We start from the raw sequence: 13,411 nt of genomic DNA, 5'->3' as shown, positions 1-13,411 counted from the left end.
CCCCGCGGCGCACGATCACCCCGTACGCCGGGCGTCGACCACGAGGGCCACGGCCAGCCCGGTGACGGCCAGGGCCAGCGCGGGCACGACCGCCAACCGGGGAGCGGCGACCAGCAGCGGCGTGGCCTCGCTCACCATGCCGCCCCAGTCGGTGTCGGGCGGTGGCAGCCCGACGCCGAGGAAGCCCAGCGACGTGACGGCGACCAGCGTCCTGGCGAAGTCGGCCGTGGCCACGGTCAGCACCGTCCCCGCGATGTGCGGCCCGATCGTACGGCGCAGCAGGTAGGACGGCGACGCGCCGATCGCCCGCACCGCCAGCACGTAGCCGGAGGCGGCCACCCGCCGGGTGGCCGTGGCGGTGACCAGCCCGCAGTTCACCCAGCCGAGCGGCACCAGCGCCACCAGCACGGTCATGGCCCCGGGAAGCAGCACGCCCGCCAGGGCCAGCGCCAGCGTGAGGCCGGGCAGCGCGAGCGCCACGGTGGCGGCGAAGCGCAGCAGCCGCTCGGCCCACCCGCCGGCCAGCCCCGCCGCCGCGCCGGACACCGTGCCGAGCAGGGTGGTGACCGCCGTGATGGCCAGCGCGAACAATAACGACGTACGCCCCGCCGCGGCCGTCCTGGTGAGCAGGTCGCGGCCGAGCTGGTCGGTGCCGAGCCAGTGCTCGACGCCGGGCGGCAGCAACGCCCGCCCCAGATCGGGCGCCCGCGGATCGTGCCCCGACACCACCGGCGTGACCAGGCAGAACAGCACCACCGCGGCGAACGCCACCACCCCGGCCCGGCCCTTCACCGGCGCCGCACCCGTGGGTCGCAGACGGTCAGGAGCACCTCGGCCACGGCCAGCACCAGCACCGTGGCGACCGCGGTGACCAGCACGTACGCCTGCACCACCGGCAGGTCCCGCTGCCTGATCGCCGACACCGCGAGCTGCCCCACGCCCGGCCAGGAGAACAGGGTCTCCACCACCACCGCCCCGGCCACCAGCTCAGCGAGCACGAGTCCCGTCGCGGTGACGGCGTTCGGCGCGGCCACGCGCAGGGCGTGCACGACGACCGTGCGCCGCGGACGCAGCCCCTTCGCCGCGGCCAGCCTGGCGAACGGCAGCCGCAACGCCCCGGCGAGGTCGGCCCGCAGCAGCCGCAGCAACGTGGCCGCGCCCGGCAGCCCGAGGGTGAGCGCGGGCAGCACGACCGCGCCGGGGCCGTCGTCCCCGCCCGTGGGCAGCGCCCGCAGGCCGACCGCGACCACGCTGATCAGCAGGATCCCCACCACGTACGGCGGCACGCCCGTCACCGCCACCGTCACGAACCCGATCGCCCGGCTCACGAGCGAGTGTGGCCTGAGCCCCGCCCACACGGAGGCGAGCACGGCCAGCCCGACCGCGACCAGCGCCGCCGCCCCCGCCAGCCGCAACGTCACGGGAACCCGCGCGAGCACCTCCCCGGCCACCGGCGACCGGTCGGCGTAGGACCGGCCCAGGTCGCCGCGGAGCACGTCGAGCAGCCAGCTCACGTACCGCTCCGCCAGCGGCCGGTCTAGCCCCAGCTCGGCCCGCAGCGCCGCGACGTCGGCCGGCGTGGGCTGGACGCCCCCTCGGCGCAGCAGCTCCTCGGCCGGGTCGCCGGGCGCGAGCGACGTCAGCAGGAAGACCAGCACCGACAGGGTCAGCAGCGTGAGCAGCAGCTCCACCGCCCGCCGCAGCAGGACCGCGGTCATCTCACCGGTACGAGCTTGCCCAGGTCGACCACGTAGGCCGCGTTCTGCGTGACGCCGCCGACCTTGGCGGTCGTCACGATCGGGTTGTCCTGGTAGGCCAGCGGCACCATCGGCCGGTCGGCCGCCAGCAGCCGCTGTGCCCGGTGGTAGAGGTCGCGGCGGGCGTCCGCGTCGGTCGTGGTCGCGGCCCGGTCGATCAGCTCGTCGAACTCGGGGCTGCGGTAGCCGAGTCTCCGTTCGACGTTCCAGGCCGCGTCGGAGCGCAGGAACCGCCGGAACAGGTAGTCGGCGTCGCCGTTGGGCACGCTGTACGCGCTGAGGAACAGGTCGTAGTCGCCCGCCTCCATCACGGACTTGGTGGCCTCGACCACGCTCACCTTCGCCGGCAGGCCCGCCTGCTCCAGGGCCGCGCGCAGCACCTCGGCGACGTCGGTGTAGGGGAACTGGCCGGTCTCGGCCGAGGAGACGAGGATGGTGACCGGCTCGGCGGGCGCTCCCGCGGCCGTCACCAGCTCGCGGGCCCTTGCGGGGTCGCACGCGGGGGCGGGGCCGGGGTCCGCGAGGTCGCCGAAGGCGGGGGACAGGAAGGCGCCGCCGGGCCTGGCCGTGCCCGCGAGCAGCTTCTCGGCGATGGCCCGCCGGTCGATCGCCAGGTCGGCGGCCTCCCGCAACCGGGGGTCGGAGAACGGCTCGCGTGACGCGTTGAACGTCAGGTAGTGCGTCAGGACCGACGGGCTGCGTACGACGCGGTAGGCGCTGTCAGCGGCCACCGCGGCGACCTGCCCCGGCAGCAGCGCGCCCTTGTCGATCAGCCCGTCCACCTCACCGGCCTGCAACGCCGCCACCCGTGCGTTGGCGTCGGGGATCACCCTGACCTCGATCCGCCGGTACGCCGGGGCGGCACCGTGGTAGTGCGGGTTGGCGGTGAGCACCGCCCGCTGCCCCTTGACCCACTCGGCCAGCGTGTACGGCCCCGTGCCCACCGGCCCGCCGGCGAAGTCGCCCGAGGCGGCGAACGCCTTCGGCGACTGCACCATGCTGAAGAAGCCCGCGAGCCTGCCGGGCAGGTCGGCCACCGGCTCCTCCAGGGTGAACGCCACCTTGCCCGCCTCGGCGCGCACGCCGGTGAGCTTGCCGTAGGCGGCCTCCATCCCGGCGTCGAGGCTGAAGAACGCCGACGGGCGGGGTGCGATCCGCCGGAACCGTTCGATGTTGGCGACCACCGCCTCGGCGGTCAGCGTCGTGCCGTCGCTGAACCGTACGCCCTCGCGCAGCGTGAACGTCCAGCGCCGCCCGTCCTGGGCGCTCTCCCACGAGGCGGCGAGGGCGGGGACCGGCCGCAGCCGGTCGTCCACGGTCACCAGAGGCTCCCACACCCGCAGCGTCTGGTGTGTGTAGTAGGGGTCCTGAGGGCCGGCGACCAGGTCACGCGGGGCCGCCAGGGTGAGCTGCCCGCCGTCCTGCCCACCGTTCTGCCCGCCGTCCTGAACACTGTTCTGAACGCTGTCCTGAGCGCCGTTCTGGGCGCCGCACGCCGCGAGCACCGCTCCGAGGAACGCCAGCAGCATGATCAAAGCTCGTCTGCGCAACCTGACCTCCCCTCGGGACGGTAACCGTGTTCATCCGGCTTGACGAGATCGATCGCGCTACTCATCGGACGCAGGCCGCGCGCATGTGGTCGTCTGCCACCTTCGCCCCATCTCAAAGAAGTGATAATCATAATCGTTTCATGAGATTACGGACATGTCCGATGGGTCGTCAAGGGCCATCTTTCGCCGGGGTGCGAGGGGCGGGCGCGCTCTCGTTCCGCTATGGGTTCACTCTTTCCCGCTTGCCCGCGAGCACGACAGATGGTCAGGATGATCGGTGCGCACGTCCCCGTCCCTCCGGAGGTGCTCCATGACCGCCTTCCTGCGTGTCCTGCTCGCGGCAGCCGTGGCTCTGGCCGCGCTGCCCGCCCTGCCGGCCGCCGCCGCGGCCCCGGCCGGCATGTACCGGTTCGTGGTCGCGATCGGCGGGCTGAAGACCACCTCGCGAGAGAACTGGGTACGCCTGGCGACCTACTCGCTCACCGCCGACGGCCAGGCGTACGACTCACACTTCCACTGGTCGCAGCGCGTACGCGTGAACCGCAGCTACACCGGCGTCAGGGGCTCGGGCTGCGGGGCGCGCGACTGCGAGGTGCAGACCGCGAACGGATTCCAGGCGACCAGTTCCCCCAAGCAGCTCAGCGGCACCTACACGCTGACCGGCTCGGTGTTGCGGATCACGTGGACCGGGAACGGCTGGGAGGAGTGGACGGTCAGCGAGCCGATCCCCGGCCAGCTCGCCAAGCTCAGCTATCGGGGCAGCTCGTTCGGGGCGACCCACGGCTACGGATACGGCAGCAACGCCACCTGGAGCCAGCGGGCGTCGATGGCCCAGATCGCCGCCTTCGACCATCAGCGACTCAAGCACGACTATCACCTGTGGAAGACCGACGCCGGGACGCCTTACCTCGACGAGGGGGCCGGGGCGCCGTTCTGGATGACGGGGTGGCGGCGGTGCGCGAGCGGGCGGTGCCTGGGCGGCGCCAACAGCGCCACCGACTACTACCTGGCCACGGCGAACGCCACCTCCACCGATCGCCGCGACACCATCTGGCACTGGCGGCGCGAGCTGGCCGACGGGCGCGGCGAGCACTGCTACACCGGAAACTCGCACGTCAAGCCCATGTTGCAGATCATCGACAGCTCGGGCGGCTTCCATGGCTGGGTCGCCGTGGAGGCGTCGCTCAACCAGTCGTCGCCCAGCCAGGGCACCTCGGCCGACGACATCGGCGTCTTCGAGCTGAGCGAGTTCTGACCCACCTCCCGTCATGTCCCTCGGCCGGCATGCGCACGGCGCCGGGGCGGCGTGCGCATGCCGGCGGATCGTTTCCGGGCGGTCAGTCCTCGCTGACCTCGATCGCCGCGCCCGGGCAGACGGCGGCGGCCTCACGGACCGCGTCGTACTGGCCGGGCGCGGGCGTGGCGTCGAGCAGGATCACGATGCCGTCATCCTCACGCTGGTCGAAGACCTCGGGTGCGATCAGCACGCAGTTGCCCGCGCCGCAGCACTTGTCCTCGTCGACGGTTACCTTCATCTCGGCTTCCTCTCGTTCCGGGCTCTCGGCCTCACCAGCGGACCGGCACCGTACGCAGACCGCCGACCGCCAGCCCCTCCATGCGCTCCAACTCCTCCACCGGCACGGCCAGCTCCAGGGTCGGAAGCCTGCGCAGCAGCACTTCGAGCACCACCTGCAGCTCGGTACGCGCCAGCGACTGGCCCAGGCAGGAGTGCGGGCCCGAGCCGAAGGCGAGGTGCGGGTTCGGGCTGCGGGTCAGGTCCATCTCGCCCGCGTCCTCGAAGGCGCTCTCGTCGCGGTTGGCGGCGGCCATGCTGCAGATCACGGTCGTGCCCTTCGGCAGGACGGTGCCCGAGACCTCGCTCTCCACGGGCAGGTAGCGCGGCAGGCCGAAGCCCGCGTTGGCGTCGAGCCGGAGCGTCTCCTCCACCGCGGTACGGATCAGCGCGGGCTCGGCCAGCAGCCGCTCCCACCGGCTCCGGTCGGCCAGCAGCATCGAGACCATCTTGCCGATCATGTTGGCGGTGGTCTCGTGCCCGGCGACCAGCAGCCCCATGCCGGTGACCAGGATCTGGAGATCGGACAATCCGCCGTTCTCGGGCCCGCCGGCCGCGATCAGCTCGCTGAGCAGGTCGTCGCCCGGCCGCTCCCGCTTGGCGGAGACGTGGTCGGACATGTACTGGTAGAACTCGGCCTGGGCGACGTCGATCTCTTCCTTCGTGTACCGGGTGAGGTTGAGGAGCGTGTCGGACCAGTACGAGAACCGGTCCCGGTCGGAGGCCGGCACCCCGAGCATGTCGCAGATCACGTACACCGGCAGCGGGAAGCCCAGCCCCGCCTTGAGGTCGCCGGGCGCGCCGAGCTTGACCAGGTCGTCGATGAGGTCGTCGGCGATCTGCGTCATCTGGGGCCGCAGCGCGGACATGCGCTTGGCGGTGAACCACCTGCCGATCAGGCGCCGCCAGTGCTGGTGCTCTTCGCCGCTCTCAGGGATGATCCCCGTGAGGCCGTTGTTGAACACCCCGCCGCCGTCCGCCGACAACTGGGCCGCGTCGGGCGCGGTGAGCTGGCGGGTGAAGCGCGGGTCGGCCAGCATCTGCTTGACGTCGTCGTACCTGGTCACCAGCCGGGCCTGGTCGCCGCTGGGCAGCCGTACGTGGGCGACTGGGCACTGGCCGCGCAGCTCCGCCCACTCCGCGGGCGGGTCGAGCGCCGCGTCGTTGGCCAGCGGGTAGTTCAGCACCTGCTCATTGACACTCATTCAGCATCTCCTCTGGAACGGATGGTCGTGCCGTCCTGGCGCGGGCGGCCTCGTGTCATGTCCTGGTCGTTCGTGGCCCGCCGATCGGTCGTCGCTCAGGCGGGTGCGAGGGGCTCGGTGCCGTGCCGGGCGCCGAGGGTCTGTTGTCGCAGGACGCGCGCCTGCTTGGGCATGTTCCAGCCGAGTACGCCGGTGACCTGGCCGTCCTCGCGGTAGAGGGCGGCGAAGCGGTTCTCCTGCGGATCGCCCTCGGTGACGCTCACCTCGGCCCGCGGCGACGGCAGGCCGTGGGCCTGGATCTTGACGTCGTACTGGTCGGTCCAGAAGTACGGGATCGGCGTGTACGGGCGGTCGGCGCCCAGGAGGTTGGCCGCCACCGTCTGGGCCTGCTCGGTGGCGTTCGTCCGGTTCTCCAATCGCAGCCTGCGGCCGAGCCCCTCGTGGTGCCAGGAGGCCACGTCGCCGACCGCGTACACGCCTTCGGCGGCGCGGCAGCGCGAGTCGCACTCCACCCCGTCGCCCAGGGTGAGCCCGCTGCCCTCCAGCCAGCCGGTCGCGGGCCGGCAGCCGATCGCGATCAGTACGAGGTCGGCGGGCAGCACCTCGCCGGTGGCCAGCCGCACTCCCGTGACGCGACCTCCGTCACCCGCCGTCAGCCCGTCGACCGCGGCGCCCAGCCGCAGGCGCACGCCGTGCTCGGTGTGCGTCCGGGTGAGGTGCCCGGCGATCTCCGCGCCGAGTTGCTCGGCCAGGAGCGCCTCGCCGAGCCCGGCGAGCGTGACGTCGGTGCCCATGCCCCGGGCGGTCGCGGCGATCTCCGCGCCGAGCACGCCCTCGCCGACGACCACCAGCCGCCTGGCCGCGGTCAGGCCCAGGCGCAGCGCGAGCGCGTCGTCGAGGCCGCGCAGCACGTGCACTCCGGCCAGGCCGTCCTGACAGGGGAGCCGCCGCGGCTCCAGGCCGGTGGCGACGACCACGGCGTCACCGCTCAGCGTGCGGCCGGAGGCGGTGGTGACCGTGCGGCTCGCGGCGTCGAGGGCGACGGCGTGCTCACCCCGTACGAACTCGGCGCCCAGCGCCTCCAGTTGCGCCCGGGTGCGGAGCTGGGCCCGCTCCGGCTCCCACGCCCCCGACAGGACCTGCTTGGACAGCGGCGGCCGGTCGTAGGGGAGGTGGGGCTCGGAGTCCAGCAGCGTCAACCGGCCGGCGTATCCGTGCCGTCGCAGGGCCTCGGCCGTGCCCAGGCCCGCGGCCGAGGCGCCGACGATCAGGATGCTTCCGGGCGAGGTCACGCCGCGTCACCCGGGTGCCGGGCGGCACGTCCGAAGGTGGCCTGGCCTGCACGAATCCGCATGTATCGCAGTCCTTTCTGTCATCCTTTCCTGACAATACCCTACATCTGTAGGAAAACCTTCAAGTGTAGGCAGAAGGTAGGGTGAACTTCGTGGCAACGACGACCAGAGACGGCGGCAGCAACCCCTCGGGCGACCGGCGCGTCCGCCGTACCCAGGCGGCCCTGGCGCGGGCGCTGCTGCAACTCGTCGAGAAGCAGGACCTGCCCAGGATCACCGTCGCCGACGTCGCCGAGCGGGCCGGAGTGAGCCGCTCGACCTTCTACGACCACTACCGCGACGTCCACGAGTTGGCCGAGGTGGCCTGCACGGCGATGATCGACCGGCTGATCGAGGCCATCCCGACCCCGCGGACCGTCACACCCGAGCTGGGGCCGGACGCGATCAGGTCGCTGGAGGGCTTCTTCGCCAGCCTCGCCGAGCACGCGGGCCTCTACCGGGCGCTGCTCGGGCCGCAGGGCAGTGCGCGGGTGGCCGACCACATCCGCCGCCGTATGACCGGGGTCATCCACGAGCGGTTGAGCGAGGCCGTTGGCGAGCAGGGCGAGCAGGGCGAGCACGCCGGGCTCCCGCCGGACCTGCCGCCCGACGTGCCCGCCGCGTTCACGGCCGGCGCGCTCATCGGGGTGGCGTCCGACTGGCTCGAGCGCGGCTGCCCGCGCTCCCCGGCCGAGATGGCCGCCCTGACCTGGCCCCTCATCGGCGCGCTCTACCGCATCTAGCCCTCCGGCGCCGGGTCGTGACGGGCGCGGGATGGCTCAGAGGGCGAAGAGCAGGGCGGCGTTGATCAGCACGACCACGGCGGTCGCGAAGTGGATGCCGAACGCCACCGCCCGCGTCCCGCCGTTGCGCAGCACGATCAGCGTGTCACCCAGCGGCACCAGCGCCACCACCAGCATGAACCACGCTTCGGCGGTCGGCCCGACGAAGGCCAGCAGGGCGAGCCCCAGCAGGCCGTAGGTCCCGTCGCGCACTCCCTTGATCGTCAGGTAGGCGCGGTCGCCGTCCGCCTTGGCCGGGACGCCGTAGCCGGCGGCCGACGGCTGAGGCGCCAGCAGGAACCGGGCGCCGATGAACAGGATCATCAGGTTGAGTGCGATGGCCAGGCCGTAGGCGAGATAGGCGAGCATGTCCGTCTCCAACTGCTAGCGATGCTAGGAACGAAAGTGATGCTAACAGTGCGTCGACAAAAACTCTAGCGGTGCTAGATTTGCATGCATGTCGATCCAGGGGCGCAAAGAGCGCGAACGTGCCGAGCGGGAGAAGCTGATCATCACGGCGGCCCGGGAGCTGGCCGAGGCGGAGGGCTGGGAGGCGGTGACGACCCGGCGGCTGGCCGAGCGGGTCGAGTACAGCCAGCCGGTGCTCTACAGCCACTTCAAGGGCAAGGACGCGATCATGACGGCGGTGGCGCTGGAGGGCTTCGCCGACCTGGCGGAGGAGCTGCGCGCGGCCCGTACGTCGGCGTACGCGGCAGGGGCGCTGGCCGCGGTCAGCGCGGCGTACGCGGCCTTCGCCGACCGGCGTCCGGCCCTCTACGACGCGATGTTCCGGCAGAACGTCGACCTGCCGTTCGCCACCCCGCAGGCGCCGCCCGCCCTCCAGGCCGGCTTCGGCGAGTTGGCCGAGGCCGTACGCCCCCACGCGGGTGGCGCCGACCTGGGCCTGCTGACCGAGGTGTTCTGGGCCGCCCTGCACGGTCTGGTGACGCTCACGCGCGGCGGCCGGCTGCCCGGCGGCGAGCACGGGCGCAGGATCGAACTCCTCCTGGCCCGTTTCACGGGTCCAATCTCGTCATGATCCGCTGACGTTTGCGTAGTTGTGACCTAGATGATGAGAGATTTCCTGTTCTCTTCAGCCTCACCATGCTCATCGTTCACTCGGGCGCTCCAATGTGCCCGAGGGCCGCCCAACGGCGCCCTTGAACGTTTGAGAAGGGACTGCACCAGATGCAGCCAATGGCATCACCCAAATCACTGGGCGGTTTACTGACCCGGGGACGCCTGGCCACGGCCGCCGCGCTCGCGGTGCTGCTCGCGGGCAGCCTCGTGACGTCGGCGTACGCCGACCCGGCGCCCGCCCAGCAGGACCGCGGCCGGCCGAGCCCGACACCCACGGCCTCCCCGACCACGAACCCGCCCACGCTCACCCCGGCGAGCGGCTCCTACCTGGAAGGCACGGTGAAGGTCGCGGCGGTGCCGACCGCGGCCGGTGACAGCGTCACCAAGCTCGCCGTCGACGACACCGCGCTCGACGCCACCCGTACGGTCGGCGTCTCCAAGCTCTCCTTCGACGTCGGCTCGAACTCGACCGAGGCGCAGTACCACAGCTACGTGCTGGTCAACGGCGCCTACCGGAGCGAGATCGGCAACTTCGTCAACCAGCGGGCCACCATCGAGGTCCCGAACGAGCACCTCGTCAAGGGCGAGAACACGGTCGAGATCGTGGTCGGCGCGATCCAGTCGTCCTGCGGGCTCAACTACGACGACTTCGTGCTGTCCGAGGTGGGCCTCGAACTGCTCGGCGAGGTCGCCGACGGCGAGGACAACCCGTACACCCTCTCCTTCGGCGACGGCAGTTGCGGCACGAACACCTCGCTGCTCAAGCGCGCCACGCTGAAGTTCTTCACCCAGTCCGACCCGCAGGGCACCACGGGCCTGTCCACGGACCTGGACACGGCGAAGCTGGCCAACGGCGAGCACGTCATCACCGCCACGACCGCGTCCGGCGTCAGCGCCAAGAACACCGTGACGGTCAACAACGCCCCGGCCGGCGCGCCGCGCCTGCTGCCCACGGACGGCACGCTCGTGGCGGGCACCAAGCCGATCTTCGCGCACGTCCCGGCGAACGGCACGGGCGGCGTCAAGTCGCTCACCGTGGACGGCGAGGAGCCCGCCGCTAAGGCCACGCTCGGCAACGGCGCCGCCAAGCTCGCCTTCGACGTGGGGGCGGACCCGCTCGAGGACAAGTACGACAACTTCCTCCTCGTCAACGGCAAGCGCATCGACCTCGGCGGCTCGTACGTGAACCAGCGCGTGACCGTGGCGGTCCCGGCCCGGTTCCTGGTGCCAGGCGACAACACGATCAAGGTCGTCACCGGGGACTACAAGGAGTCCTGCGGCAACAACCGCGACGACTTCGCGATCGCGAACCTCGACCTCGCCCTCGACGGCGCCAAGGTGACCGGCAAGGACATCCAGGCGTCGTACGGGATGGGCGACGGCGCCTGCGGCGACAACCAGGGCGCGCTACGCGAGGCCGAACTGCGCTACACGATCGACGCCCCGGCCGTCCGCGTCCCCGAGACGCTCGGCTCGGGCCAGGCGACCCTCAGCTTCAACGTGGGCAGCAACTCGATCGAGGCGCGCTACCAGAACTACGTGCTCGTCAACGGCCAGAAGGTGGTGCTCGACGGCGACTTCGTCAGCCGCCGGGTGGACCTGGCGATCCCGAACGAGTTCCTGGTGCCCGGCTGGAACACGATCGACTTCGTGGCCGGCACGTTCCCGACGTCGTGCGGCAACAACCGCGACGACTTCGCGATCTCCAACATCGCCCTCACCCCCGCCCAGGGCACCGCGACCGGCCAGATGCTCAAGACCTCGTACGGCATGGGCGACGGCAACTGCGGCGACACGGTGAACCCGCTGACCGAGATCGACCTCCAGTTCCTGGTGGACGCCCCCGCCCGCGGCCTGCGCGCGGACCTCGACACCACGCAGATCAAGGACGGCAAGCACACCCTGGCCGCCACGTCGAGCACGGGCGAGGTCGCCACCCGCGTCCTGATCACCGACAACTCGGCGCCGAAGGTGACCAGGAGCGTCCCGGCGGCGGACCAGAAGATCACCGCCTCCGTGGTGCTGGACGTGAAGCTGGACGACGCCTCGGGCGTCGTGTCCGGGCCCGACGTCAAGCTCGACGGGCAGCCGATCGAACTGGGCGCCAAGGTGGGCCCCGGCCTGCGCGCGGGCAAGCACACGCTGACCGTGACCGGCGTCGACGGGCTCGGCAACGCCACGGCCCGCGAGATCGTGTTCGAGTCGGCGGGCATCCCCGACGTCCCGGCCGAGCTGTCCCCTGCGCTGGGCGCCGTGGACGTGTCCGACCCCGCCACCCTGTCGGCCAAGGTGGCCGAACCCGACGGCGGACAGGTGACCGCGACGTTCTCGCAGGCCGAGATCCTCACGCCGAACCAGGCGTACCAGGGCGAGGCCACGTCCGTGCCCACGACGCTGCGGGTGCCGGGCGAGCGCAAGGTCAGGACCGACGCGCTGGAGCCCGCCGACGGGCGGACGCTCGACGCGCCCAACGGCAAGGACCTTGTCTACCAGCGCTTCGACGTGCAGGTGAAGGGCCACGTGGACGCGCCGGTGCTGCGCTGGGAGGGCGTCATCGACCCCGAGCGGCTGGTGTCGCTGCGGGTGTGGAACACCGAGACCAAGGCGTGGGACCTGCTGACCAGCGCCCGCGGCGCCGCCGAGGGCAAGACCCTGCTGACGGCCGTCGTGGACCGCGCGTACGTCGACAAGCAGCAGGTGCACGTCATGGTGACGGGTGAGGACCCGTTCGCCGACGACATCGAGCCGGGCGACCCGAACACCTTCGCCGACCCCGCCTCGTACGACTTCTCGATCGTGCACTTCACCGACACCCAGTACCTCTCCGAGGGCGCGGTGGAGCAGGAGACGGCCGAGGAGCGCGCGGTCTGGGAGTCGGCCTACGGCGGCATCGTCGACTGGATCAAGAACAACAAGGACCAGCGCAAGATCTCGTACGTCGCCCACACCGGCGACATCATCGAGAACAACAGCCGCAAGCCCGTGGACGAGGCCACGCAGCGCCAGGTCGTGGGCGAGTTCGAGGTGTCGTCCAAGCAGCAGCGCGTGCTGGACGACGCCGGCATCCCGAACGGCGTGATCGCCGGCAACCACGACAACCAGTCGGGCCTGGAGACCGGCCCGGAGTCGATCTACAACACGTACTACGGCCCCACCCGCTACCAGGACGCCGCGCAGGGCTGGCAGCACGCCGAGTACGGCGGCCCCTGGAAGGAGGGCGACAACCAGAACCACTACGACCTGTTCTCGGCCGGCGGGCTGGACTTCGTCGTGGTCGGCCTGTCGTACGGGGTGACGAGGGACGAGGCCGAGTGGGCCGACTCCATCTTCAAGAAGTTCCCCAACCGCAACGGCATCCTGCTCTCGCACGACTACATCGTGCCGAGCACGAACCCCGACGGCCGCGGCGCCGGGTTCGCCGCCCCTGACGGGTCGATGCTGTACAAGACGGTCGTCGAGAAGAACCAGAACGTCTTCCTGATCCTCGCCGGCCACGAGCACGGCGTGGGCACCAACGTGAAGCCGAAGGTCGGCCAGGTGGGCAACGGGGTCGTCGAGCTGCTGGCGGACTACCAGTTCTACACGGTCTCGGCCGACCGGCTCGGGCTCACCGAGATCGGCGGGTACAACCCGGCCGACCAGCTCCAGTTCGGCGCGAGCTTCTTCCGGCTGCTGCAGTTCGACGTCAAGCGGGCCGAGCTGAGCGTGGACACCTACTCGCCGCTGCTCAACGAGTTCGGCGCCACCGAGTACGACCCGCTGCGCCGCTACAACGGCCTCGAGGACAACATGGTGCTGCCGGTCGACCTGACCTCGCGGACGACGACGCTGCAGACCGACTCGCTGGCGCTGTACAAGCCGACGCGGACCATCGGCAAGAGCACGGTCGCCTCGGGCCAGGTCGCCTCCGTCAAGTGGGACCGCCTCAAGGACGACACGGCCTACGCCTGGTTCGTCACGGCGCGTTCGGCGGGCGGCGGCGTGACCGCCTCCGAGCCGAGCGTCTTCGTCACCAAGGACGAGCACGGCCGCCCCGGCAAGTGGGGCCCGGACTCGCCCATGCACCGCTGGTTCAACCGGTAACTCTCACTCCGCCCGGCCCCGCGTCGAAGGGGCCGGGCGGCCTTTCCCCA

At 71.5% G+C, this 13,411-nt stretch carries 11 protein-coding genes; 4 read left to right on the top strand and 7 right to left on the bottom strand.

All coding sequences use genetic code 11. From position 1 onward, the window contains the following. Positions 1 to 15: 15 nt before the first annotated feature. Genes ABD844_RS00770 through ABD844_RS00760 form a run of 3 tightly spaced genes read right to left on the bottom strand, consistent with a single transcriptional unit; the run spans position 16 to position 3,307 of the window. Positions 16 to 792 carry an ABC transporter permease gene (locus ABD844_RS00770; RefSeq protein ID WP_344871824.1) on the bottom strand — a complete coding sequence of 259 codons (777 nt, stop codon included), beginning with the start codon at positions 790 to 792 and terminating at the stop codon, positions 16 to 18. After that, entirely contained in the window at positions 789 to 1,718 is a 930-nt protein-coding gene (locus ABD844_RS00765) for an ABC transporter permease (protein ID WP_344871822.1), read from the bottom strand. Before ABD844_RS00765 ends, ABD844_RS00770 begins: the two co-directional genes overlap by 4 nt. Then, positions 1,715 to 3,307, bottom strand: a complete 1,593-nt coding sequence (locus ABD844_RS00760; RefSeq protein WP_344871820.1) for an ABC transporter substrate-binding protein — start codon at positions 3,305 to 3,307, stop codon at positions 1,715 to 1,717. Before ABD844_RS00760 ends, ABD844_RS00765 begins: the two co-directional genes overlap by 4 nt. Before the next feature lie 310 nt (positions 3,308 to 3,617). Here ABD844_RS00760 and ABD844_RS00755 point away from each other — a divergent pair, with 310 nt between their 5' ends. Next, on the top strand, positions 3,618 to 4,562 hold the full coding sequence (locus ABD844_RS00755) for a hypothetical protein (protein WP_344871819.1): 945 nt from the start codon (positions 3,618 to 3,620) through the stop codon (positions 4,560 to 4,562). An 82-nt stretch (positions 4,563 to 4,644) separates the two neighbouring features. On the opposite strand, the gene ABD844_RS00750 is transcribed toward ABD844_RS00755, so the two are convergent. From ABD844_RS00750 to ABD844_RS00740, 3 genes are all read right to left on the bottom strand, one after another. Continuing rightward, on the bottom strand, positions 4,645 to 4,842 hold the full coding sequence (locus ABD844_RS00750; protein ID WP_344871817.1) for a ferredoxin: 198 nt from the start codon (positions 4,840 to 4,842) through the stop codon (positions 4,645 to 4,647). A 31-nt stretch (positions 4,843 to 4,873) separates the two neighbouring features. Further along, on the bottom strand, positions 4,874 to 6,085 hold the full coding sequence (locus tag ABD844_RS00745) for a cytochrome P450 (protein WP_344871815.1): 1,212 nt from the start codon (positions 6,083 to 6,085) through the stop codon (positions 4,874 to 4,876). 95 nt (positions 6,086 to 6,180) lie between these two features. Further along, on the bottom strand, positions 6,181 to 7,377 hold the full coding sequence (locus tag ABD844_RS00740; RefSeq protein WP_344871813.1) for an NAD(P)/FAD-dependent oxidoreductase: 1,197 nt from the start codon (positions 7,375 to 7,377) through the stop codon (positions 6,181 to 6,183). A gap of 152 nt (positions 7,378 to 7,529) precedes the next feature. Between ABD844_RS00740 and ABD844_RS00735 the strand changes: the two genes are divergently transcribed. Further along, the gene (locus ABD844_RS00735; RefSeq protein ID WP_344871811.1) at positions 7,530 to 8,159 is read left to right on the top strand and encodes a TetR/AcrR family transcriptional regulator; all 630 of its coding nucleotides are present in this window, start codon (positions 7,530 to 7,532) and stop codon (positions 8,157 to 8,159) included. A gap of 36 nt (positions 8,160 to 8,195) precedes the next feature. Here the strand turns inward: ABD844_RS00735 and ABD844_RS00730 are convergent, their stop codons facing one another. Beyond that, complete coding sequence (locus ABD844_RS00730) at positions 8,196 to 8,567, bottom strand: DUF4267 domain-containing protein (RefSeq protein ID WP_344871809.1); 372 nt, start codon at positions 8,565 to 8,567, stop codon at positions 8,196 to 8,198. Positions 8,568 to 8,655: 88 nt separating this feature from the next. Here ABD844_RS00730 and ABD844_RS00725 point away from each other — a divergent pair, with 88 nt between their 5' ends. After that, positions 8,656 to 9,237 (top strand): TetR/AcrR family transcriptional regulator, encoded by a 582-nt coding sequence (locus tag ABD844_RS00725; protein WP_344871807.1) that lies wholly within the window; start codon positions 8,656 to 8,658, stop codon positions 9,235 to 9,237. Positions 9,238 to 9,395: 158 nt separating this feature from the next. Continuing rightward, positions 9,396 to 13,361, top strand: a complete 3,966-nt coding sequence (locus tag ABD844_RS00720; protein WP_344871805.1) for a metallophosphoesterase — start codon at positions 9,396 to 9,398, stop codon at positions 13,359 to 13,361. Positions 13,362 to 13,411: the final 50 nt, after the last annotated feature.

Source organism: Nonomuraea antimicrobica, assembly GCF_039536965.1.
GTDB classification, from domain to species: domain Bacteria; phylum Actinomycetota; class Actinomycetes; order Streptosporangiales; family Streptosporangiaceae; genus Nonomuraea; species Nonomuraea antimicrobica.
The sequence above is the reverse complement of the archived record's forward strand: the minus strand, read 5'-3'. Positions and strand labels throughout refer to the sequence as shown.

Coding starts and splice junctions, on each gene's coding strand:
- ABD844_RS00750 (WP_344871817.1), bottom strand. CDS start 4,842: ATGAAGGTAACCGTCGACGAGGACAAGTGCTGCGGCGCGGGCAACTGC.
- ABD844_RS00755 (WP_344871819.1), top strand. CDS start 3,618: ATGACCGCCTTCCTGCGTGTCCTGCTCGCGGCAGCCGTGGCTCTGGCC.
- ABD844_RS00725 (WP_344871807.1), top strand. CDS start 8,656: ATGTCGATCCAGGGGCGCAAAGAGCGCGAACGTGCCGAGCGGGAGAAG.
- ABD844_RS00730 (WP_344871809.1), bottom strand. CDS start 8,567: ATGCTCGCCTATCTCGCCTACGGCCTGGCCATCGCACTCAACCTGATG.
- ABD844_RS00720 (WP_344871805.1), top strand. CDS start 9,396: ATGGCATCACCCAAATCACTGGGCGGTTTACTGACCCGGGGACGCCTG.
- ABD844_RS00765 (WP_344871822.1), bottom strand. CDS start 1,718: ATGACCGCGGTCCTGCTGCGGCGGGCGGTGGAGCTGCTGCTCACGCTG.
- ABD844_RS00745 (WP_344871815.1), bottom strand. CDS start 6,085: ATGAGTGTCAATGAGCAGGTGCTGAACTACCCGCTGGCCAACGACGCG.